Here is a 22,810-nt window from a genome sequence, read left to right on the forward strand (position 1 = left end):
TCACCTAAAACGGTTTTGAATGCAACTATGGGATCAAGAATCAGCTTCAGAAAAAACTGCCCCAGCACAAATACACTGACACCAGCGACAATTGTTAAAAAAAGCGAGTCTTTCAATTTACTCTCCGTGAGTTATAACGCTTATTGGGCGGAAAAATCCGTATTTAAACACGGATTTTTCCGCTTTTGTAAATTAATAGCGCGAAACATTACTTGGAATTTAAAAAGTTTACAACTGGTTGAAGTTAGTGCTGCGTGACACCTGGTAGAAAATACGGAAATTTCCGTCTAACAAGAGGCCTTGACAATTTAAAAATAACTGTATACTTAAACAGTGCTTTTTATTTGGAAGGTCTGCTATGTCGGGTTCATCGCCATTTTTACAATATGTCGCAGAAGAGATGTATAAGCGACGCTATGCTAAGCGCACTATTGAAACTTACTTGCACTGGATTAAGGCCTATATTTTATTTCATAAAAAACAGCACCCAAAGAATTTAAGCAATGAGCATGTAGAACAATTTTTAACGTATCTGGCGGTAACACATAATGTAGCAGTGCAGACACAGGCGCTGGCACTGAATGCTTTAAATTTTCTTTACAAAGAGGTTTTGCAGCAACCACTGGGCTTAAACCTTAATTTTAATCAGGCTGCTAAACCGCGAAAGTTGCCTGTAGTATTAACAAAAACTGAGGTTAAACAACTATTAAGTGTTATTGATCCGCAATATGTTTTGTTAACACAATTGCTTTATGGAAGTGGCTTGCGCTTAATGGAGGCGGTGCGGTTAAGAGTAAATGCTATAGATTTTGACTATCTGTCACTGATGATATGGCATGGTAAGGGCGGCAAGCACAGACGGGTAACACTGGCACCGGAGCTAATTGAACCACTGAAACGTCAAATTAGTCTGGTTGATGCCTTTTATCAACAAGACATGCAAACGGCTGACTTTGCCGGAGTCTGGCTGCCCTTTGCCCTCGCACGAAAATACCCCGCAGCACCCAAAGAGCTGGGGTGGCAGTATTTATTCCCGTCTTCCCGATTGAGTATTGATCCGCAATCTGGTTCTCTGCGACGACATCATATTGATGAGTCCGGTTTACAAAAGTCAGTGCGCGCCGCAGCCAAAAAAGCAGCTATTGCGAAAAGTGTTACCTGTCATACCTTTCGGCATAGCTTTGCAACTCACTTATTGGAGGCAGGTATGGACATTAGAACCGTGCAAGAGCAATTGGGCCATACCGATGTGCGTACTACACAAATTTACACCCATGTTCTGAACCGCGGGGCGGCGGGTGTTAAGAGTCCTTTGTCGCAATTATTGTAACCTTGCTAAACAGCGATTGACGGTTGTTACTGTTGACATACAATAGCGCCAGTTTAATTCTGAGGTGCGGTATGAGTAGTAACAGCTTGCCCGGGGTAAGTTCTTTTCGGCATAAAGTAGGCCATTTTTTGCAGCGTAGCGGTGTTCAGCGCAGTTTGCTGGCGCTAATTTTGCTTAATGCCGTGTTACTGGGGCTGGAAACCTCTAACACCATTATGCAGGCGGTCGGTCCGACGCTGTTGCTGCTTGATAAAATAATTCTGGCCGTGTTTGTATTGGAAATTGGCCTGCGTATTTATGTGCACCGGCTGGCATTTTTTAAAGATGGCTGGAGTATCTTCGACTTTATTGTGGTGGGTATTGCCTTAGTGCCGGCCAGCGGGCCTTTTGCTGTATTGCGTGCGCTACGGGTGCTGCGGGTATTAAGGGTGCTGACCTTTGTGCCGTCCATGCGCAAAATAGTTGGTGCATTAATTAAATCACTCAACGGCATGTTGTCGATTGCCATGGTGCTGGCGCTCATATACTACGTGGCGGCGGTTATGGTAACCAAGTTATTTGGTGACGCCTTTCCTGAGTGGTTCGGCAGTCTCGGGGCGTCGTTATATACCCTGTTTCAGATAATGACACTGGAAAGCTGGTCAATGGGCATTGCCCGGCCGGTTATTGCACAGTTTCCGTATGCCTGGGCGTTCTTTGTGCCTTTTATTCTTATCGCCACCTTCACCATGCTAAACCTGTTTATCGCGGTTATTGTTAACGCTGTGCAAAGCATGCACGAAGAAGAGCATAAAGAAGAGCATGATGCCGATCAGGCCACGCAGCAGCAACTGCTGCTGCAGATGCAGCTGTTGCAACAGGAATTAGCGGCGCTCCGATCTGATATAAAGGCAACTAAACCTACTGCAGAATAAAGTCTTCTAACGATTGTTTAGTCAGTTTGCCGATTTGGCTGAACATATAAATTATGGCGCCCATCAGCATCACCATGACGGGCAGTACGATAACCGGATAGCTGAGCCAGGTCATCCTGCCAAGCTCCTCGGCATACGCCGTGGTGCCGGGCTGGCTAACGACGATGGCTTTTGCCAGCACATAGTTGAGGGTGGCCGAGACAAAAAAGGCCGCGGCAACAATATAGCCGGCGCGTGCCACCCGTTGTTCAAACAACTCACGGTTGCGCTGCTGTGCTAACGCCTGATACAACTTGTCGGTATCCAGCAACTCGGGGTTAATCAGTAACTTTTTCACCAGCGGGAAGGGCGTGTATTGGCTTAACAGTACCACAATACCAATAATGGCCGGGATCATCGCTTCCTTAATTGCAATATAGGAAGGGTCCAGTTGCAACAGGCTGATGCCGCCGGTAAGCAGTACGCTGATAATGCCCAGGATTGAATAAAAGTTTACCTTGCCTAGCTTAACCAGCTCCCACAGGCCAAACAGCAGTGGAAAAGCCAATGCGACGACCACCCCCCATACCGGCCCAAGCGTGTCTTCACTGCTAAAACGGCTGAGAATAACCGCCGGCACCACAATATTAAAAATCATGTTACTTAAAAAGTCTGATTTTTTTTGTTTAACCGGGCGGGTTGAGCTGCTTGCTGGTGTGGTCATTAAACGGGTTCCGGGATAGAAGTCTGGCGACAGTATGGTGTTGAGCAATACTGCAGCATGCACTGTCAATAGCCAAAAGATAGCACTGGTTGCGAGCTGACAGCCAGCGTTTTTTGTACTACACCTTAAGTTATGTCAGTTGCATGACGTTGCCGGGTTGCAACAATGGATCATTTAAAGCATAACAACACAGGGTTAGCCAACATTGATTTTGCCCGGCTGATAGATACAGCAGGGATCGGCGTTATTGTGCATCAGTGGGACACGACTGTGGTGTATGCCAATCCAACCGCGCTAACCATGTTAAATCTTAGCTACGAGCAGTTAATAGGGTCAGTTGCGGTAGATCCGCAGTGGCATCTTATCGATGAGCATCACAAACAGTTACATGTATCAGAATTTCCGGTCAATAAGGTAAAGTCCTCGGAGTCGTCACTGTATGGTGAAGTGGTGGGCGTGCTGGATTTTAAACATGATGACACTAAATGGTTTAAAGTGAATGCGGTCATTGAAAAGTCATCTGAATCTGGCATGGCTTTTATTGTTGTCACATTGTACGCCCTGGAAAATATCGGTAGCTTATTTTCGTTTGAACAAATTGTACAAAGTGCAGGCGATATTATTATCGTTACCGAAGCGGATGATATTGAAGAGCCATCAGGCCCCAAAATTGTTTATGTGAATAACGCGTTTGAACGTCTTACCGGTTACAGCGCAAAAGAAGTGATAGGCGATACACCAAGGTTATTGCAGGGAAAGTTTACTGACAAAGCTGCCAGGGACCGAATTAAAACGTCGCTAGAAAAAAAACAGGCTGTACGCGAGACATTGTTAAATTATACGAAAAGTGGCCAGCCGTACTTTATCGATATGAACATTATTCCGTTGAAAAACCGCAATGGTGAGGTTACTCATTTTGCTGCAATTGAGCGTGACGTTACTGAGCAGACTTTTTACGCGGAGCAGCTGGAAAAACGCAATCGCGATTTAAAACAATTAAAAGAGAATTTGCAAGATGTCGTCCGGCAGCGCACCGTTGACTTGATTGCAGCAAACAGAAAGTTACAACGTCTTGCGTATTACGACGTGTTAACGGATGTCCCCAACCGCCGTTATTTTTTGGAAATGAGCAATTCTTTTTTAAGCCTGACCCGCCGTAATGGGCAAAGCCTGGCGGTAGCTATGATTGATGTCGATGACTTTAAGAGCATCAATGATCAATTTGGTCATGCCGCAGGTGACGCGTCACTGCACCTTCTGGCCTGCTGCATGAAAGACTTTTTTCGGGCAGAAGATATTATTGGCCGTTTGGGGGGCGAGGAGTTTGGTTTAACCATGCTGTTTGACAACCCTGCTAAGGTGGTCAGTACCCTGCAACGATTCCAACAAAAACTGGCTGAGCGGTTTGAGCAGGAAAGACCATCAGCGGATAGTGTTACGTTGCAGCCGTTTACGGTAAGTATTGGGGTATGTGTTATTGACGCAGAGCAAACGGGGGAATTAGATACGTTATTAAAGTGTGCTGATAATGCGCTTTATCAGGTAAAACATCAGGGAAAAAATGCCGTCATCTTGTATGACGGCACGCAATAATGTCGCGAGTGACCTGCGACCACATCGTTCGGTATTAACTTTACCTTTATTTTATCTTGCCGGGTAGCTGTTGACTCCGTCTGGCATTACCCCTTTACCCATACGGATTTCAAGTACGGCTTCAACCTGTTGTTTGCCACCGGCCGTTACGCCTATTTCGTAACTTGGCTGTTGCACCGTGCGAGTGCGACACCCGAGCAGGCCACAATCCCTGACCGCGGTGGTTTGGTAACCGGCACCCAACCGGTTAGCGTTATCTTGCTGGCGCTCGGTTGTGGTTTCTTTGTCCATCACAACAAACCAGTCATAGCCTTGTGCTGCTGTAAGCTCGGTAGCCCGGCGCATGGCATAGGCTTTAGCTTCATCGCTGTTATCCCCACGGGCTTTGTAGCTTACCCGGTAGTAATTCGCACTGATTTGTTGCTCTTTGTAACCGTAACCATTGCCTTTAGCGGGCCGGTAATCAGGCTGGCTGCTGCATGCCGTTAACAGCAGCGCAGTACACAAAATAAAAAAACTGGTAAGTTGAGTACGTTGCTTCATGTTTCACCTCTGTAATTAAAGAGAATTATCCGTGGATAAATATTGCTGCTCGGCGGCCAGGCTTAGTGGTGGACTGGCCATTAGCTCATCTAAAATACTGTCTAACGCCTGCGGGCCTGATGCGGTTTGATAATTACCGGCCCCGGCTTGCCGGACAGTGGCTAAGCTAGCTTGCAGCGCCCATTGCCCTTGTTTACGACAGGCAATATTTTCAGTATTCAGCGCGTTATCTTGCAGGCTGTACTGGCGGCAGAAATCACCATCCTGGCTGATAAAACTCAGCCGTGGGGTCAATTGCTGTTGGGCGATAGCATAGGTTTGGCCACTGGCTGAACTGTTCAACAGCTCGGCGACACTCTGGCCTATGGCGGTGGGGGCGCTTGGCGGTTGGCCGCCAAGCTGCGCAACACCATAACCTGCAAAAACAGCAATACAGGCAACGGCGGCGGCATGTTGCTGTAACTGCTGTTGCGCCCGGCGCCACCAAGGAAATGCCACAACATTGCTATCAGTTGCTGGTTCTGTCTCCAACAGTTGCAATACGCTTGCGGGCATCGGCTTGTGATCAATTTGCTGGTAGTGCTGCACTACCATGCTATCCACCATGGCGAGCTCGGCTAGGCGCTCAGTGAGCTGTTCATCGTCAATAAGTTGTTGCCTTATCTGCTCCATTTGCAGCTCGGGCAAGGCAGCGTCTAAAAAAGCAGATAACATTTCATCGGTTATGTTCATGCCAGGCTTCCTTTTTGTTGCAGGGCGTTAACCATGGCGACCCGGGCACGGGCCAGCCGGCTCATAATAGTGCCTGCTGGGATTGCCAGTATCGTGGCGGCCTCGGCATAGCTTAAGCCCTGTACCGCCACCAGCGATAACACTTCTCGTTGCTCGTCGGGCAAGGTGCCCATTGCGGTATTCACTTCAGATAGCTGAATGTCATTCAGCATATCCTGCTCGCCATCGGTATAGTTTTCCTGTTGTAATTCAGGTTTGGTGGCAGCCTGTTGCCGGACTTTTTGGGCCCGGTAGTCGTCTATCCACAGGTTACGACATATTTTAAAAGCCCACTGCGGCAGGGGTATACCGGTAGCGGGCGGCGAATCGAGCAGTCGCAGCACGGTGTTCTGCAATAAGTCATCAGCATCGGCCATACTGCCGGTTAACGAATAAGCAAAGCGGCGCAAGGCGGGCAATAGTAGTTTTAGTTCTGCTTTCATGGTTAGGTTATACTCCTGTTTACCCTGATAACGGCTCAGCAGCGAAAGTTATTCCAGCATAGAGGGAATTTTTTTTCCAGCCAGCCGTTTAATGTTGTATTACTTAACTTAAGTTGCAGGGAATATGATGAAAGCACCTCTGTTATTGATCACCGTTTTGCTTAGTATGCCACAGCAAGGCTTCAGTCAGGTATTAGCCCCCGATGCACTACCTGGTGTTCTACCCGACATTGTGCCGCAGGTAACTGATCGGGTGCAGCGCAATACTGAGCAGTTGCAACAACAGCTGATACAGCAACAACAATTGGCGCAGCATTTAGCCAGGCAGGCGGCCTTACCCGATCCGTTAACTGTGCTACCAAAAACTCTGGATATCGTAAACCAACGCGGTGAGCTTAGCTGGCGTGAAGTGGAAGTAGAGCAAGGGTTTCGGGCGATAGAGCGGGAATGGCTGTTACTGCTAAGTGGTAGCGAGTGGCAGCAATTGCTTGGCGACTGGCCACAGTTGCCCGCCTTAGTACAAAGCGAACATAAACTACACGCTCTTGGCTTACTGCTGATCAAGATAAAAGTGCCTGCAGAACTGGATTCAGCTAAGGCATTAGATACTAAACTAACCCGGACACTAACTACCCTGGCCGGGCGAAACCATCTATATCAGCCACAAAACGAGCCAAAAAACCAGCCAGACACGGCGCCACTTGCTGGCAAAGAGGCCTTAGCATACGGTGATGTTGCGATGTGCCAGCTGCCGGTAACCCTGGGTATGGTTGACACCGCGATAGCCCTGCAACATCCGGCACTGCAACAACAAGCCGGACAGTTAAAAATTGAGCAGCGCAACTTTTTGCCCTCAGATATCGCGCAAAGCTATGGCCATGGTACGGCCATCGCCGGGGTGCTGGCGGGGCAGCATGTTAATTCACCCTTGCTGCCAACGCTAAGTCTGTACAGCGCCAGTGCTTTTTATTCCAGCAATCTTTATCAGCAATCTGCCACGCTGTCGCATATTGTGCAGGCGTTAGATTGGCTGGCAAGCCAACAGGTGCGGGTGATTAATATGAGTCTGACCGGGCCGGACAACCCGGTATTGGCTGGCGTTGTGCGTCAGTTAGCAGCGCAGCAGGTAATGCTGGTTGCTGCGGCAGGGAATGGCGGCCCTGCGGCTGCACCATTATATCCGGCAGCGTATAACGAGGTGCTGGCCGTAACAGCGGTTGACCCGCAATGGCAATTGTATCGCTGGGCTAACCAGGGCGATTATATTGATTTTGCTGCGCTGGGGGTACATGTACCGGCACTGCGGGCAGACGGTGATGTGCTTAAGCAAAGTGGTACCTCTATCGCAACCCCGGTGGTCAGTGCAGCAGTGGCGTGCTTACGAGCGCAGCAGCCAGAACTTAGCGTAGCGCAAATTCGTCTGGCGTTAATAGCACAAGCCCGCGAGTTAGGCGGGCCAGGCAAAGATCCTCAATTTGGTTTTGGCGTGATAGCGGCGCCACTAAAAACCCAGCTGGAATAGCAAAGCGGTCCGGGTTTCCCGGTAATCTGCACTGTCCAGGCTAGAGCTGAAGTTGCCGTGTTCCGCCTTGCCTATTAGCGCAACATGCTGATTAACGTTAACCTGCCAACTTGCCTCAATGACAGTCTGAGTGTCTGAGCGCTCAGTCGCGCGATAGTCTCGCTGGCTTAACCTGGCGCCAAGCTGCAGTTGCTGCTGATAGTGCCACAGGCTAAAACGGTTTGAGACTTTTACTCTGACACCTGGTGCCGCGTAGCTAAAGGCATTATCGCGACTGTTTTCATCCTCCCATACGATGCCCACCGACAAAAAACGCTGGCCAGAGGCCGAGAACCAAAAACTGTCCGCACTGACGGTAACCGTCTCAGCGTTGCGCTCAACATTCTGTGCAAAGCTTTTTTCCGCCATCGTCAGAGCCGGGCGAATAAACCAGCTGTCGCTGCCACTGATCATGCCATAAAAGCTTGCTTGATTAAGCGTGAGAAAGGCGGCGTTATCCAGCGTCGCGTCAGCATAATAAATATTGGCGCCGACACTGTGTTTGGCCAGTTGGTAACTGGCATCCAGATAAGCAAGTTGGATACGGGTGTTAAAGTCATCGGCCTGTTGATAATTTTTATCCTGAATACTATAACCTGCGTCCAGTTTCAGTTTTTTACCAGCCTGCCAGCTTGCAGAAAGCTCCGCTTCTAACAGCCGAGCAGTATCAGCCTTGCCACTGGCCTGCTCCAGCGCACTGATATTAACATTGGACTGGTATTCTCCACCTACCCGGGCTTTGCCGGTATAACTGAGCGTCTCAGCGCCAGGGCTGGAGAAACTGCTGAACAACATGGCTATTGCTGAGCTAATCATTGCAGGTCGTTGCATAAGCGCCATAATTTCTCTCCTTACCAAAGCTGGCGCCACCCTAGCGGCGCCAGCTGGCAATTACAGTCCGGTTGATAAATTAATAGTGTTGCGCACCGTATTGCTCACTTCGGCGTTTACTGCCTGAGTAACACTTTGCGCAACTTCGGCAGTCGTACTTTGTTGCAGCAGTTGGCTGGTGCTCGTCATAATCTGCTGTTGCACGGCACCCGCAGTGTTGGCGGTTACGGCGCCTGCTACTTCACTACTGGTTTGCGCTGCAACAGCAGTCACGGCGTTGGCCGCATTAGCGCCAATAGTGCTTGCTACGTCAGCATTTGCACTGACCGCGGATGCCGTTGCTGCAGTGAGATCCGCCGCGCTACCCAGGGCGGCAACGGCTGTCGCTGAAGTCTCTGCTAATAGCGAGGCACTGTTGTCAGCTATACTGGTTAGCAGGCGGGTGCTTGCGCTAGCAGAGGTGTCAACGGTGCTGGCCAGCGAGCTCTGTGCTAGAGCCGGTGTCATCTCAGTTGTCTCGTCTTGCGCTGCGGTATCTGCTGCAGCATTGGTTTCGCCGCTATTGTCCGCTGCCGCCATGCCGGTCATTGACACTGGCTCTGCACTGGCTTGAGTTTGGGTTTGCTGGTTGCTGCTGGCTGAACCGGATATTTGCACTGGGTTGCTTGCCATCTGCTGCTGACTGGCGTTTAGCTGCACGTTGTTATTGCTTTGTGCGGCAATGCTAACATCGGCGGCGTGGCCAAAGGCTGACAAACACGCTAAGGCAAGTAAAGTAGGGGTTAATATCTTTTTCATGGTCATATTCCTCGTTTTGTCGTGATTGACATAGCGATAACGATGCAGCGAGTTGTTTTATTCCCGATGAATTAAAAAAAAGTGCTAAACTCTTTTTGGTAATTTGGTCTGACCAATTTCGTTGCTGCTTTGGTAACCTATCAGTGTTGAGTACCAATAAATAACAGGCTAGGGTAGAGCTATCTGTCACCATGGAGACAAACTAATGGACCATTACGCTGCACTAAAAACCAATGTTGGCTTGCTGGGTACCCAGCTGGGTGACACTATTCGTAACCAGCTGGGCGATGCCCTGCTGGAGCGGGTAGAGCAAATTCGGATGCTTTCCAAAGCGGCGCGTCAGGGCGAGGAGCTACAAGCAGATAAATTAAAGCAGGTATTGCGCAGCTTAAGCGACGATGAATTACTGCCGGTCGCCCGTGCCTTTGCCCAGTTTTTAAATCTGGCTAATTTAGCTGAGCAGCACCATACGATCAGCCGGATTGGCCATGCCAGTATTGAAAAACCTGAGCCGTTGCAGGAGTTGTTCAGTCTGCTGCAACAAAAAAAGCTCGATAACAACAAAGTAACCGAGGCGGTGGCCAATTTATCGATTGAGCTGGTGCTGACCGCCCACCCCACTGAAGTGTCGCGCCGAACGCTTATTCATAAATTGACCGAAATTGCCGCCTGTTTAACCGAGTTGGAGCAGGATTTAACCGTTGCCGAGCAGCAAAAAGTAGAATTAAGGCTCAGCGAGTTAATTGCGCAGGCCTGGCACACCAATGAAATTCGGGAGCAGCGGCCGACCCCAGTCGATGAAGCTAAATCGGGCTTTGCAGTGATTGAAAGCTCGTTATGGCAGGCGATACCGGATTTTTTGCGGGAACTGGATCACAAATTGCTGGGCGCTACCGGCAAAGGCCTGGCCCCGGATGCTGCGCCAGTGAAATTTTCATCCTGGATGGGCGGTGATCGCGACGGCAACCCTTTTGTTACGGCCAAAGTCACCCGGCAGGTGCTGTTGTTAAGCCGTTGGAAAGCGGCCGACTTATTTGCGGCTGATTTAGATTTACTCAGCAGTGAGTTATCGATGTCTCAGGCCAACGATGCGCTGCGTGCAGCAGCGGGTGAGGCCAGTGAGCCCTATCGGCTGGTGCTGAACCAATTGCAGGCAGGTTTGCTACGCAGCCGCGATTGGCTGACCGAAGCACTGAAACATGACCGTTTGCAGCGGCCAGAAAATTTAATCTGGCACAATCAGCAATTGCTTGAGCCCTTGTTGCTGTGTTACCAGTCATTGCTTGACTGCGGCATGGCCGTCATTGCCAATGGCCGGTTGCTGGATACCATTCGCCGCGCTTATGCTTTTGGTTTAACCCTGTTAAAGCTGGATATCCGCCAGGATGCCGGCCGCCACGCTCAGGTATTTGCTGAATTAACCCAGCATCTGGGATTAGGCGACTACAGCGCCTGGGACGAAAGTGCCCGCCAGGCCTTTTTACTGACAGAGCTGGCCAACCGCCGGCCGTTATTTCCCAAACACTGGCAGCCTTCAGACGATGTGCAGGAAGTGCTGGACACCTGCGATATTGTGGCCCGTCATGGTAGCGAGGCACTAAGTACCTATGTCATCTCGATGGCTGGTAAACCCTCTGATGTGCTGGCGGTGCAATTGCTGCTAAAAGAGGCCGGCAGTAGCTTCCCGATGCCGGTGGCCCCCTTGTTTGAAACCCTGAGCGACTTACAGAATGCCCCCAGTTGTATGCAAAAATTGCTGAGTATCGACTGGTACCGCGGCTATATTAACGGTAAGCAGGAAGTGATGATTGGCTACTCTGACTCGGCTAAAGACGCCGGGGTGTTTGCGGCTGCCTGGGCCCAGTACAGCGCGCAGGAAGCGTTAGTGGCCATTTGTCAGCAAGCGAAGGTGCAACTGACCTTGTTTCATGGCCGTGGCGGTACCATCGGCCGTGGCGGCGGCCCAGCCCATGCGGCAATTTTATCGCAGCCCCCGGGTTCACTGGCTGGTGGCTTACGGGTTACCGAGCAGGGCGAGATGATTCGCTTTAAATTTGGCCTGCCTAAGTTAGCAGAGCGCAGCCTGGCACTGTATGCCAGTGCCGTGTTGGAAGGCTTATTGCTACCACCGCCAGTGCCAAAGCAACGTTGGCGTGAGCTAATGCAACAGTTGGCCGATGATTCGTGCGAGGCGTATCGGGCGGTGGTGCGCCACAATAAAGACTTTGTTGGTTATTTCCGGGCCGCCACGCCCGAGCAGGAACTGGGCCAGTTGCCGCTCGGTAGCCGGCCGGCGAAACGCAACCCTACTGGCGGCGTGGAAAGCCTGCGGGCTATCCCCTGGCAATTTGCCTGGTCACAAAACCGCTTAATGCTACCCGCCTGGTTGGGTGCCGGCTCCGCTCTGACCAAAGTGGCAGAGCAGAACAACACCGCACTGCTGGATGAAATGCAGCAGCAGTGGCCATTTTTTGCGACCCGGATGTCGATGCTGGAAATGGTGTTTTTAAAAGCGGATGTCGATATTGCCGCTTACTACGACAAGGTACTGGTACCGGACGAGTTTAAACATTTAGGGCAGGAGCTCAGAGCGCAATTAACCGCCGATCGACAATTGCTGTTAAAGCTGATTCATAGCGACACGCTAATGGCCAAAGAGAGCTGGATCCGCGAATCGATAATGCTGCGTAACACCTATGTTGACCCACTGCATATTCTGCAGGCTGAACTGTTACACCGGGTACGGCACCAGCCCGAGCGGGTAAACCCGATGATCAGCCGCGCGCTGATGGTTAGTATTGCCGGTATTGCGGCGGGGATGCGTAACTCGGGTTAACAGTGCTGAAATAGCAACCTGCTATAGTTAACGTACTAAAAATAAGCTTAAGTTGGAGACGTAATGCACCAATGGATTAAGCTAGCACTACTGATTGGTGTATTGGGTCGCCCTGGAGCTCTTGCGATGCAAGCCGACAGCGAGCAGCCTGATACACAGATAAAAGTAGTGAATGCACCCAAGGATCAGGCAATTGCGGCGCGGCTTGGTGAGATAACTGCGGCCATTAACGGCCTGGAGCAGGTGGAGATCAGTGTCAGTGCTGGCGTAGTCAAGTTGCAGGGTGAGGTAGCCAGTGCTCAGCTGAGGAATCAGCTAACGGCAATTGCCAGCCGACTGGAAGGGGTGGTGCATGTGCAAAACCAATTGCAGGAGCAGCTAGCGGTAAGCTCGCGCCTGGAGCCCGCCGCCGAAAAATTCCGGGAAATGCTGGCCACTACCGTGCAAATGTTGCCCTTGTTATTGCTGGCGGTGCTGGCGGTTGTGCTGTTTTCTCTGCTGGGGAGCTGGCTGTCCAGGCGAAATGCTTTACTACGCCGGGTAGGGCTTAGTGAACTGGCTACTAACCTGGGAATGCGCTTTGTCCGGTTAATTGTGACCAGTATTGGCATTTTAATTGCGCTGGAGTTGCTGGATGCCACCGCATTAGTCAGCGCCATGCTGGGGGTTGCCGGGGTTATTGGTATCGCGCTGGGTTTTGCTTTTCGCAATATTGTCGAAAACTACCTGGCCGGTGTGTTACTCAGTACCCGTAACCCGTTCGCTATAGGTGATTTTATTCAGGTTGCTGATATGACCGGCAAAGTAATGCGCCTGACGTCACGCGATACGGTACTAATGACATTAGACGGTAACCATTTACGAATTCCTAACAGTCAGATCATTACTTCGCCAATGACCAACTTTACCCGCAACCCGTTGCGCCGGTTTGAGTTTAACGTTGGCGTTTCGGTAGAGCTTGACCTGGTGAGGGTAAGAGATTTAGCAATCAGCACCTTAAGCAATATGCCCGGCATTCTAAGCGAGCCCCGGCCGCGGGTGCTGGTGCTGGAGCTGGGTGACAGTGCGGTAACGGTAAGAGTGTTGGCCTGGATTGATCAGCAGCAGACTGACTTTCTTAAGGCACGCAGTGAAGCGATCCGGCTGGTCAAAACGGCCTTTGACCAGGCAGGTATTGAAATGCCTGAGCCGATTTACCGGCTGCATATGGTTGATATGGCGGCACATAACAGTGCTGCAAGCTCTGCAGCTGAGTCAGCGGCATCAGTGCTCAACTCACCACAGATGGCGGCAGTGGATGTCAGTGCCGACACCTCTATTGAGCAACAGCTGAATGACGAGCTTAACCAATCGGCTGAGGAAAACCTGCTGCCGGCAGCTGGCAATAAAGCGGCCGGCAAACCGGCAGATTAGCCGGCTTCTGAGCGTGGTACAAAATCAAGCACGGTAGCATTGATGCAGTAACGCGGCTGACCGTTGGGGCCATCGCCGAACACATGACCTAAATGAATACCCGATACTTTGGCGCGAATTTCGGTGCGACGCATACCATAACGATTATCGGGCTTTTCAATCACCGCATCCTTTACCGGTCTGGTAAAGGATAACCAGCCACTGTTTGAGTTGAACCGATCGCGGGTGTCAAAAAGGGCTGCACCGCTGAGTTTATCTACAAAAACGCCATCAGGGGTGTTCTTAAATATTTGATACTCTTTGCAAAACCGCTGATCAGTGCCTTCGTCAAAAGCAACATCAAATGCTTCGCTGTCACCCAACTTAAATTTACCCAGCAGCAAATAAAATTCGTCGGCAGACATAAACCCCTGGCGGGCGAACACTTCTTTACCATCTTCCAGCAAAATGATAGTCGGCGTAGCCCAGGTAGGTGAAGTCACAGTCAGACCTTTAAGCTGACTGGCGTAGCGGAAATGCATCGGGATATCACCCTGATAGCTATTGGCAACCTCTGCTTTAAACTTCTCGCAGTAAGGGCAGTAGTTTTCGGAATCTATCACCAGAATATGCTTACCGTTTTGCATTTCACTGTTATCCACCGCGGCTACTTCTGCTGCAGCATCACGGTTAAAGCGCACGCCGGTAGAATGATCCGGGCAGTAGCCATTGGGGTTTTTGGCAATATAATCCTGATGATACTGCTCTGCAGGAAAAAACTCGGTAAGTGGTTTTAACTGGGTAGCGATTTGACCGTAGCCAGCAGCAGTTAACAATGGCTGATATTGCTGCATTACGGCTTGTGCCCGGGCTTGCTGCTCTGGGCTGTTGCTCAGAATAATAGAGCGGTACTGGGTGCCAATATCATTGCCCTGGCGGTTAAGCTGGGTAGGATCATGGCTTTCAAAATAATGCTGAAGCAACGCTTCCAGGCTGATTTGTTGTGGATTAAAAGTTACCTGTACCACCTCAGCGTGGTTATTTGGGTTCATTTTGTTACTGCGCTTTGTAATAGCCCGATAATTTGGCTCCACCCCTGTACCATCGGCATAACCTGATACGGCATCAATGACACCAGGCAGTTTTTCATAACGCATCTCCGCGCCCCAAAAACAGCCAGACCCCAATACGATAGTATCCAGCTGGGCTGTAAGCGGCATGTCAGACGCCAGTTGCTGTGGCTTAACAGAGGTGGCGACAGGTAATTCGCGTGCAGGCGCATTCAGGGCTGAAAACACCAGCAGTGTTAGTAATAGTGCGACAATAAAACTCAGGTATTTCATTAGGTGCTCCTGCGATTGCGTTGGCTACTGACGCCGTCAGCTCACTACATCAGACCGGTTGGCTGGCCGCAGGCTTTCAGTTACTTTGCTTATTTCACTGTAAACTCGCCGACTAACGCCAGAGTGTGTTCTATCTGACTGCGGCTGATATCCAGATGGCAGACCCAGCGCAAGCGCATTGCGCTGTGTTGCGCTGTCTGATAACGACTGGCCGTAACCTTGATGCCATGCTCTGCCAGATAAGGTAGCAACTGTTCGGCGAGCGCCGGACTCATGTCGGTAAATACGATATTGGTCTGTGGTGCGATCACCTTAAGGCTTTGCAGCGCGCCGTGCGAATCAGCAAGTTGCACTAAGCCGTCGGCCAGATAACGGGCGTTTTGATGATCATCGGCCAGCCGGTCTATGTTGTGCTTAAGAGCATACAAGCCGGCAGCGGTGAGGACACCGGTCTGGCGCATACCACCGCCAAGCATTTTCCTGATGCGTTTCGCCCGGGCAATAAACTCTGTTGAGCCCAGCAGTAACGAACCTACCGGGCAGCCAAGGCCTTTTGATAAGCACAACGATACGGAATCATAGCCCTGACATAACTCACGCGCCATTTGCTTTGGGCTTAACTGGTGCTCTTCTGCCAGGGCAACGGCGGCATTCATCAAACGGGCGCCATCAATATGACATTTCAGGCCTTTTTCGCGGGCAAGAGCAGCAACATCGCGCATGTAGCGCAGTGGCAACACTTTACCACCCACGGTATTTTCGATGACAATCAGCCGGGTGCGGGCAAAGTGCGGATCGTCCGGTTTTATCGCCGCGGCAATATCGCTCAGCGCCAGGGTGCCATCGTTTTGCAATTCCAGCGGCTGAGGCTGAATAGAGCCCAGTACCGCCATGCCACCGGCTTCCCATTTATAGGTGTGCCATTGCTGGCCAACAATGGCTTCATCACCCCGCTGGCAGTGACTCATCATCGCAATTAAATTAGTCTGGGTACCGCTGGGGGCAAACAATGCATCTTCAAAGCCCAGCAGCTCAGCGGCATAACGCTGCAGCTCAAGGGTGGTAGGGTCGTCATTAAATACGTCATCGCCTAAAGCAGCATCATGCATTGCCTGGCGCATAGCGGTACAAGGCTGGGTTACGGTGTCACTACGAAAATCGGCCATGGGTTTTACTCTGCTACGTCAGTTTAGGTGGGTTGCCGGATAAGTACAGGCTAAAACGGCAGCAGGATAAAAAGCAACAACGATACGCCAGAAAGCATAAACAACAGGAAATATTAAGGGACAAATAAAAAAAGCCGGGATAAGTCCCGGCGTTTTTTTGTTAAGCGAAAGCGGCTTAGTAGAAGTTAATCCGGAAGTCGACGCCCAATACCCGTGGCTCATTGACAAAACCCGTCAGGTTGTTGAAGTCGATTGCGCCTTTCAGGTTGTCTTCATCGGTAATATTGCGGCCGAAAAAGCCTACTTCGTAGTTATGCTCATAGTTGATATACGCCACCCTTAAGCCTACCTCGAAGTTATTATCGGAATTAAACTCTGCAGATTCATACAGAAACAGGTTGGTTTCACCCTGCAGTTGGTAATCGGCATAGACATAAATTTCACCGCTTTCGATAGGGAAATCGTAACGGCCATTTAAGGTCAGGATAGTTTCCGGTGCTTGTGGGAACGGGTTGCCATCGATAAATACCAGATTATCACCTGCACTTGGGTCCAGAGGCGTACAGTAGGGTTGGAAGCTTGAATTTAGTGCGCCACAATAGGCCACTGCTAAGGTGTCATCTTGCAGCTCAGTATTGTTATAACTGAAACCACCGCCAAGGGTGAAGTAAGGCGTGGCACGCCAGTCAAAGTCAATTTCAAAGCCGTAGCCTACGCCTTTATTAGCGTTGATCAGCTGGTTACCCTGCGTTTCACCACCAATGGCTGACAGCTGAATGTCATCAATGGTGTAGTAAAACAAGGCGCCGTTTAAGCGCAGGGTATTATCCAGTAAGTCTGACTTGGCACCCACTTCAAAAGACAAGATAGTTTCTGAGTCAGCCACTGATGGCGATTTTTCAAATGCCACGTCGCGGCCCTGAATAGATTGTGCACGGAAGCCGTCAGCTACCCGGGCAAACAGGCTGGTGGTTGGGGTCAGGCGATAGTTAGCACTTAACTCCCAGCTGATCTGGTCGTCAGACACTTTAATCGGGTCATACTGTTGAATTCTTGCATCACCGGTTACCAGTGCAAAACCGTTAACGTTTTGCTCGCCAACATAAAAGGTTTTTTCATCGTCGGTATAGCGAATACCGGCAGTGACATCCAGCTTGTCGTCGACTTTGTAAGAGCTCTGGCCAAACAGAGCCCAGCTGGTATTACCGTGGAACACTTCAGTCGCGCCAAAGTAACCATCAATACTGTTTACGCCGAAGCTTGAGTCGAAATAGAAACCACCAACCTGCCAACTTAGCGCATCACGGGTGTCACTGGCTAAGCGAATTTCCTGTGTGTATTGCTCTAAATCTTTTAACTGATCTTCGGTTACCGCCTGAAACAAGATAAAGTCAGGGCCGGTCGGGTTACCACCATCAATATCACCAATCCCGCCGCCATCGGCTTTCTCGATAGCAGAAATAGTGGTTAAGGTCATATTCTGTAGCTCAAAGTCCATTTTCAATGAACCGCCCCAAGCATCATAGCTTTGCGGGTTATTGCGCCCTTCGTTATACGCTACCGAATCACGGTCATAGTTTTCATTCAACTTATTACTGCCGGGCGATAAAATATTGGCGCGGAATAAACTGGAGGTACCGTCGTAATTACGGCTGTGCAGGTTTAATAAAGCATCAAAACCGGCACCTTCATATAAAAACTGCACCCGGCCGGCTTTTTCGTCATAGCCGCCCATCACGTCTTTATCACCGGTAAAGCTATTGCTAACCCAGTCATCACGGTGGTTTGACATTAATGAAAGCCTTGCAGAAAGTTCATCCGTTAAGCCGCCGCCCACAGCGCCTTCTACGTTCAGCATACCTAAGCTACCGATACTGCTTTTAAAATAACCATCAAATTCCTGGCGCGGTTTAACCGTATCAAACTTAATAATACCGGCAGTGGTATTGCGACCAAATAAGGTGCCCTGCGGGCCACGGATCACTTCTACTGCCTGCATATCGAACAATGGAAAGCTTTTTAATATCACATTTTCCATTACCACCTCGTCCATAATAATGGACACCGGCTGCGAGGCGGCTAAGTCAAAATCTGTGTTGCCTAAACCGCGAATATAAAAGCGTGGTGCAGCCCGGCCATTCGACGTTTCAGCATACAAACCCGGCACTTTAACGGCCAGTGCGGTGATATCATCGCCGCTTGAAAAAATCGCGTTAAAACGATCCTGGCTTATAGTCGCCACTGAAATAGGCACTTCCTGGATGCTCTGAGTACGTTTTTGGGCTGTGATCGTTATGGTTTCCAGCTTGTTTTCTTGTTGCTCGCTGTTGTTTTCCTGAGTTTGTGCCATCGCAGCAAAACTTGCAGCGCCAAACAAACCGGCGCAGATTGCCAGATTCAGAGCAGACTTTTTCATGCCTTTCATTAAGTTTAACCTTCATATCATCACTGGGGTGGGTTCAGGCAAGCCGGAGTGATCACGACTAGCCACATAGTAAAGCGATGCTAATATAGCATTTTGTCGTAAATTTTGCTGTTTTTGGCGTAATAAAACCGCGAACAGCGTACTTTTTCTGAACTTAACTGGCTTAATAACGTAATGCCAATAAAGAGGTAACATAATGATCCTATTCCGTAGCACGCTGCTACTGAGTGCCTTTTTTGTTCTTAGCAGCATACTGGCTAGTTTTCCGGCACAGGCTAGCAGTAGCGGCTGGCAGCAAGCTAAGCATATCAGAGCAGAGCTGGTCAGCGAGTACAGCACGGTGGTGCCAGGGCAGACCTTTGCCGTGGTGTTGCATTTTGAGCCCGACCCCGGCTGGCATACCTACTGGCAAAACCCCGGCGACTCGGGCCTGCCCACCATTATCAGCTGGCAATTACCAGACGCTATGCAGACTGGCGATATTCAATGGCCGACACCGGAAGCATTTGTTATTCCACCACTGGTGAACTACGGTTTTGCCGGCAAGACTCTGCTACTTAGCGATCTGACACTGCCCGCGGATTACGCGCAGGATACGCTGACCATTAAAGCGGATGTTGATTGGCTGGTGTGCGAAGAGGTGTGTATTCCGGCCGATGCCAGCTTTGAATTAACACTGGCGGTAGGCAGCCAAACTGAGCTGGCTGAAAGTCAGCAATCACTATTTAGTGCAGCACGAGCTGCACTGCCCATCGTTACCGATATAGTGGGTGACTACGCCATTAGTGGCGGTGCTTTTTCGGCGCAACTATCTGCTGCATTACCGCAGCCACCCGTGGCATTTTTTGTCGCAGGTGGCGAGTTGGTTGATCATGCTGCCAGCCAGCAAATTGTTACGCAAAACGGCAGTGTATTGTTACAACAAGCACTGAATACGTATTTTACTGAGGCGCCTGCTACGGTTGAGATAGTACTGGTTGATGCAGCAGGCCAGGGCTACAGCGTTAGTTTTCAACAGCGTAAGCAAGACGCAGTACCAAGCGGCAGCACTGAAATTCAGGTTACCGGTGGTACCTTAAGCAATAACCGCTTCTGGTTAATTTTACTGATGGCCGGCGGCGGCGGTCTTATTCTGAATTTGATGCCCTGCGTGTTTCCGGTGTTGTCGTTAAAAGCGTTGAGTATTGCCGGTAACAGTCAGCAGCGGCAACAACAACGTCGTGACGCATTGTTTTACACCGCAGGTGTGGTGCTTAGCTTTGTATTTTTAGCCGGTTTACTTATTGCCCTGCGTGCTGCCGGCAACGCCATTGGCTGGGGGTTTCAGTTGCAAAGCCCTTTACTGGTCGGGCTGCTGGTCTATTTACTATTAGCACTGGGGTTAAGTTTATCGGGTGTGGTGCAATTTGGTCTGGGTATGATGAATGCCGGTGGCCATCTCACTACCAGGGGTGGTGCTAAGGGCTCGTTTTTTACCGGTGTACTGGCCGTGGTGGTTGCCAGCCCTTGCACCGCGCCATTTATGGGTACAGCATTAGGTTATGCCGTTACGCAAAGCCCGCAAGTAGCACTACTGGTGTTTGCTGCGCTCGGTCTGGGCATGGCATTGCCATTTTTGCTGCTGGCGTATATTCCGGCTCTGGCACGATTGCTGCCAAAGCCAGGCGCCTGGATGGAGGCCTTAAAGCAGTTGCTGGCCTGGCCATTGTATTTAAGTGCGGTGTGGTTACTTTGGGTATTTGGCCGCCAGACCGGTATCGATGCTATGGCATTGTTGCTGCTGGGTATGGTGGCGCTTGCCGCCGCGTTGTGGCTATGGGGGCGGGTGCAGTTGGGCGCAGCGTGGTTTAATAAAGTTGCTGCGCTGGGGCTGTTCCTGCTGGCCTTAGTCACCTTATGGCAGGGCGCTAAACTGCAAGTTGCTGCCAATAATGGCCAGCAAGCGGTTAGCCAGGCTCAGCACTGGCAAAACTGGTCACCAGACAAGCTGGCTGAACTGAGGCAGCAGGACAAACCGGTACTGGTGAATATGACCGCCGACTGGTGCATCACCTGTTTGGTGAATGAGCGTGTAGCGCTCAATACCGAACGCAGTAAAGCGGCATTGCGTGACTACAATGTCAGTTATTTAAAAGGTGACTGGACCCTTCGCGACAGCGATATTACTGCGTATTTACAGCAGTATCAGCGCGATGGTGTGCCACTTTACGTGTTGTACTGGCCAGGTCAGCCGCCACAAGTGCTGCCACAAATTTTAACGCCTGATACCCTCAGGCAAACCTTTGACTCGTTGAGTCAGCAGTAAGTTAAAACCAGCAGATAATTGAACACATAACAGGAGCGATAATAATGAGATTAGCAAAATTAGTCGTTAGCGCAGGCGCCATGCTGTTTGCCGCCACTTTAGCTGCTGCGCCACAAGTAGGCCAGCCTGCCCCGGATTTTACCGTTAAAGATTCCAGCGGCCAAAGCCATAGTTTACAAGACTTTGCCGGTAAAAACGTGGTGCTGGAGTGGACCAATCACGACTGTCCGTTTGTGGTTAAACATTACAGCGGCAATATGCAGGCTTTGCAGAGCGAGATGACCGCACAAGACGTGGTCTGGCTAAGTGTTATTTCCTCGGCGCCGGGCAAGCAGGGTCATGTTAACAGTGCCAAAGCCGCCGAGCTGACCAGCAGCCGCAACGCCAGCCCAACGGCTATTTTGTTTGATGAAAGTGGCACCATGGGCAAAGCGTACGATGCCAAAACCACACCGCATATGTATGTGATAGATAAAAATGGCGTGTTGCAGTATATGGGCGGCATCGACAGTATTCCATCAGCCAAGGTGGATGATATTGCCAAAGCCACCCCATATTTTGCCAATGCAGCTAAAGCCGTGCTGGCTGGCAACACGCCAGACCCGGCCGTTACCCGGCCTTACGGTTGCAGTGTTAAATATTAATAAAAAAGCTCAGCCAGTACTAACTGGCTGAGCTTTTTGACAAGGGTACTATTAGTCCGCTTGCTGATAACGGACTAAGTTAAGTAACTGACTGATATTATTTAACTCTGAGCGCTGCATAATCAGTTCGCGTCCCAGTTTTAACGTATTGCGCTGGCATTGTGTCCGTAGTCCCGCATCACTGATACCGTCAAGATCTGCCACATGGGCCAGGCCCACGGTACGGCGGATCAGTTCACAGCCAGCATAGCCAGCAGCATCGCTGAATACCTGCTGTAAAAAGCGCTGCTGGTATAAGTTGTTTTCCAGGGCAGGGTCCTGGGTTTCCCGGTTCATCAGCTCGGTAAACGTCTCACTGAACAGTAGCCACAGTTGTTCGGCTTGCTCCAGTAAATAAGCTTGCTGGCTGGCGCTATCTTCTGCGTCATGTAAACCGGGGCAGGCTAAATAGTTAATCAGTAAGTTACCCAGTAAGGTGCCCACATCAAAACCTATCGGGCCAAAAAAGCCAAACTCGGCGTCGATTACTTTGCAATTATCATTGTTAATAAACACGCTGCCACTGTGTAAATCGCCGTGCAACAGCGCCTGCGGCTTACTCAGAAAACTGGCTTTTAATGCGGCCACTTCGGCTTTTAACGCATCGTCATGCCACAGTGTTTTTGCTTTTTCCAGGATCGATGGCTCAATATTATTGCGTTCGTGATTGCAGTACGGATCGGTAAAAAATAAGTCTTCGCTGATCAGGCACAGCTCCGGGTTTAAAAAACGGGCCACTTCAGCTTTCTTATTTTCACTGCTCAGCACAAAGTCACTGGTATAAAACAGGGTATTGGCCAGATAGCGGGCCATTTGTGGCGCCAGATGGTTAAACTTTTTGCCGTCGTTCAGTTCAGCCCGCAATATCCGGTAGTCGTCCAAATCTTCCATTAAAATGGCGCAGGCTACCGGGTCAAAGTAACGAACTTCAACAGTATGCTCGGGGCAAAACCGCTGGTGCATTTTTAGTACTTCGGCCTCAATCCGGGCGCGGTCGGTGGTCAGCGGCCAGCTTTCACCAACACAACGGGCATAGGGCAGCGCTTGCTTTACAATAAGTGAGGTGCCTTTATCATTCTCTACCCGGAATACCAAGTTCAGATTACCATCACCAAACTCTTTGGCCGTGAGTTTGCTGTGCTCGCCAAACAGTTCGCTATGCTGATCAGCAAA

At 50.3% G+C, this 22,810-nt stretch carries 19 protein-coding genes; 9 read left to right on the forward strand and 10 right to left on the reverse strand.

The annotated features are described in order from the left end of the window. From ABY802_RS10500 to ABY802_RS10510, 3 genes are all read left to right on the forward strand, one after another. On the forward strand, nt 1–258 hold a 258-nt coding region (locus ABY802_RS10500; RefSeq protein WP_372626986.1), incomplete at its 5' end, for a hypothetical protein. A gap of 100 nt (nt 259–358) precedes the next feature. Next, on the forward strand, nt 359–1,330 hold the full coding sequence (locus ABY802_RS10505) for an integron integrase (RefSeq protein ID WP_372626987.1): 972 nt from the start codon (nt 359–361) through the stop codon (nt 1,328–1,330). Nucleotides 1,331–1,401: 71 nt separating this feature from the next. After that, complete coding sequence (locus ABY802_RS10510; protein ID WP_372626988.1) at nt 1,402–2,244, forward strand: ion transporter; 843 nt, start codon at nt 1,402–1,404, stop codon at nt 2,242–2,244. On the opposite strand, the gene ABY802_RS10515 is transcribed toward ABY802_RS10510, so the two are convergent. After that, nucleotides 2,231–2,947, reverse strand: coding sequence for a VC0807 family protein (locus ABY802_RS10515; protein WP_372626989.1), 717 nt, complete (start codon nt 2,945–2,947; stop codon nt 2,231–2,233). The genes ABY802_RS10510 and ABY802_RS10515 overlap by 14 nt on opposite strands. Before the next feature lie 165 nt (nt 2,948–3,112). Here ABY802_RS10515 and ABY802_RS10520 point away from each other — a divergent pair, with 165 nt between their 5' ends. Next, nucleotides 3,113–4,540 (forward strand): diguanylate cyclase, encoded by a 1,428-nt coding sequence (locus ABY802_RS10520; protein WP_372626990.1) that lies wholly within the window; start codon nt 3,113–3,115, stop codon nt 4,538–4,540. A 51-nt stretch (nt 4,541–4,591) separates the two neighbouring features. Here the strand turns inward: ABY802_RS10520 and ABY802_RS10525 are convergent, their stop codons facing one another. Genes ABY802_RS10525 through ABY802_RS10535 form a run of 3 tightly spaced genes read right to left on the reverse strand, consistent with a single transcriptional unit; the run spans nt 4,592 to nt 6,297 of the window. Then, nucleotides 4,592–5,083, reverse strand: a complete 492-nt coding sequence (locus tag ABY802_RS10525) for a hypothetical protein (protein WP_372626991.1) — start codon at nt 5,081–5,083, stop codon at nt 4,592–4,594. 15 nt (nt 5,084–5,098) lie between these two features. Beyond that, the gene (locus ABY802_RS10530) at nt 5,099–5,815 is read right to left on the reverse strand and encodes a hypothetical protein (protein WP_372626992.1); all 717 of its coding nucleotides are present in this window, start codon (nt 5,813–5,815) and stop codon (nt 5,099–5,101) included. Further along, on the reverse strand, nt 5,812–6,297 hold the full coding sequence (locus ABY802_RS10535) for an RNA polymerase sigma factor (RefSeq protein ID WP_372626993.1): 486 nt from the start codon (nt 6,295–6,297) through the stop codon (nt 5,812–5,814). The genes ABY802_RS10530 and ABY802_RS10535 overlap by 4 nt, the downstream gene beginning before the upstream one ends. 124 nt (nt 6,298–6,421) lie before the next feature. Between ABY802_RS10535 and ABY802_RS10540 the strand changes: the two genes are divergently transcribed. Beyond that, on the forward strand, nt 6,422–7,819 hold the full coding sequence (locus ABY802_RS10540; protein WP_372626994.1) for a S8 family serine peptidase: 1,398 nt from the start codon (nt 6,422–6,424) through the stop codon (nt 7,817–7,819). Here the strand turns inward: ABY802_RS10540 and ABY802_RS10545 are convergent. Together ABY802_RS10545 and ABY802_RS10550 are read right to left on the reverse strand one after the other, a co-directional pair. After that, a complete protein-coding gene (locus ABY802_RS10545; RefSeq protein ID WP_372626995.1) occupies nt 7,799–8,698 on the reverse strand; it encodes a surface lipoprotein assembly modifier in 900 nt (299 codons plus the stop codon). The two genes, ABY802_RS10540 and ABY802_RS10545, sit on opposite strands and share 21 nt — an antisense overlap. A gap of 51 nt (nt 8,699–8,749) precedes the next feature. Continuing rightward, nucleotides 8,750–9,487, reverse strand: a complete 738-nt coding sequence (locus tag ABY802_RS10550; protein ID WP_372626996.1) for a hypothetical protein — start codon at nt 9,485–9,487, stop codon at nt 8,750–8,752. A 205-nt stretch (nt 9,488–9,692) separates the two neighbouring features. On the opposite strand from ABY802_RS10550, the gene ppc reads away from it, so the two are divergent. Together ppc and ABY802_RS10560 are read left to right on the forward strand one after the other, a co-directional pair. Beyond that, complete coding sequence (gene ppc / locus ABY802_RS10555) at nt 9,693–12,323, forward strand: phosphoenolpyruvate carboxylase (RefSeq protein ID WP_372626997.1); 2,631 nt, start codon at nt 9,693–9,695, stop codon at nt 12,321–12,323. A gap of 63 nt (nt 12,324–12,386) precedes the next feature. After that, nucleotides 12,387–13,736: a mechanosensitive ion channel domain-containing protein gene (locus tag ABY802_RS10560; RefSeq protein ID WP_372626998.1), complete on the forward strand. Its 1,350-nt coding sequence runs from the start codon at nt 12,387–12,389 to the stop codon at nt 13,734–13,736. On the opposite strand, the gene msrA is transcribed toward ABY802_RS10560, so the two are convergent. From msrA to ABY802_RS10575, 3 genes are all read right to left on the reverse strand, one after another. Next, a complete protein-coding gene (gene msrA, locus ABY802_RS10565) occupies nt 13,733–15,058 on the reverse strand; it encodes a peptide-methionine (S)-S-oxide reductase MsrA (RefSeq protein WP_372626999.1) in 1,326 nt (441 codons plus the stop codon). The genes ABY802_RS10560 and msrA overlap by 4 nt on opposite strands. Before the next feature lie 89 nt (nt 15,059–15,147). Next, nucleotides 15,148–16,224, reverse strand: coding sequence for a low-specificity L-threonine aldolase (gene ltaE, locus ABY802_RS10570; protein ID WP_372627000.1), 1,077 nt, complete (start codon nt 16,222–16,224; stop codon nt 15,148–15,150). 175 nt (nt 16,225–16,399) lie between these two features. Next, nucleotides 16,400–18,640, reverse strand: a complete 2,241-nt coding sequence (locus tag ABY802_RS10575; protein WP_372627001.1) for a TonB-dependent receptor — start codon at nt 18,638–18,640, stop codon at nt 16,400–16,402. Between the two features lie 205 nt (nt 18,641–18,845). On the opposite strand from ABY802_RS10575, the gene ABY802_RS10580 reads away from it, so the two are divergent. Together ABY802_RS10580 and ABY802_RS10585 are read left to right on the forward strand one after the other, a co-directional pair. Further along, nucleotides 18,846–20,954 carry a protein-disulfide reductase DsbD family protein gene (locus ABY802_RS10580; protein ID WP_372627002.1) on the forward strand — a complete coding sequence of 703 codons (2,109 nt, stop codon included), beginning with the start codon at nt 18,846–18,848 and terminating at the stop codon, nt 20,952–20,954. Between the two features lie 44 nt (nt 20,955–20,998). Further along, on the forward strand, nt 20,999–21,598 hold the full coding sequence (locus ABY802_RS10585; protein ID WP_372627003.1) for a redoxin domain-containing protein: 600 nt from the start codon (nt 20,999–21,001) through the stop codon (nt 21,596–21,598). Between the two features lie 51 nt (nt 21,599–21,649). Here the strand turns inward: ABY802_RS10585 and mtnK are convergent. Then, on the reverse strand, nt 21,650–22,810 hold a 1,161-nt coding region (mtnK, locus tag ABY802_RS10590), incomplete at its 5' end, for an S-methyl-5-thioribose kinase (RefSeq protein ID WP_372627004.1).

Source organism: Arsukibacterium sp., assembly GCF_041616895.1.
In the GTDB taxonomy this organism is placed as follows: Bacteria; Pseudomonadota; Gammaproteobacteria; order Enterobacterales; family Alteromonadaceae; genus Alishewanella.